Below are 256 nucleotides of genomic sequence, written 5' to 3' on the forward strand. Positions count from 1 at the left end.
GTTTACTCTCCACGATAATTCGGCTTCCGCTTCTCCTTGAAGGCTTCAAGCCCTTCCAGCCTGTCTTTGGTCGGAATCGTCACCTGATACGCATTGCTCTCGATGGCCAATCCCGTTGCCAAATCGGCTTCCAATCCATAATCGATGGCAAACTTTGCCTGTGCCAACGCAATCGGCGCGTTCTGCACGATCTGCTGCGCCAGTTCCAGCGCTGCACTCATAACATTCTCTGCTTGCACCACACGATTAACCAGAC

General features: G+C 52.7%; 1 protein-coding gene. It reads right to left on the reverse strand.

The window, feature by feature from the left end; translation table 11 throughout:
• Positions 1-2: 2 nt before the first annotated feature.
• On the reverse strand, positions 3-256 hold a 254-nt coding region (locus MXD62_RS09085), incomplete at its 5' end, for an enoyl-CoA hydratase-related protein (protein ID WP_248828932.1).

It is taken from the genome of Frankia sp. Mgl5, from assembly GCF_023242985.1.
In the GTDB taxonomy this organism is placed as follows: Bacteria; Actinomycetota; Actinomycetes; order Frankiales; family Frankiaceae; genus Parafrankia; species Parafrankia soli.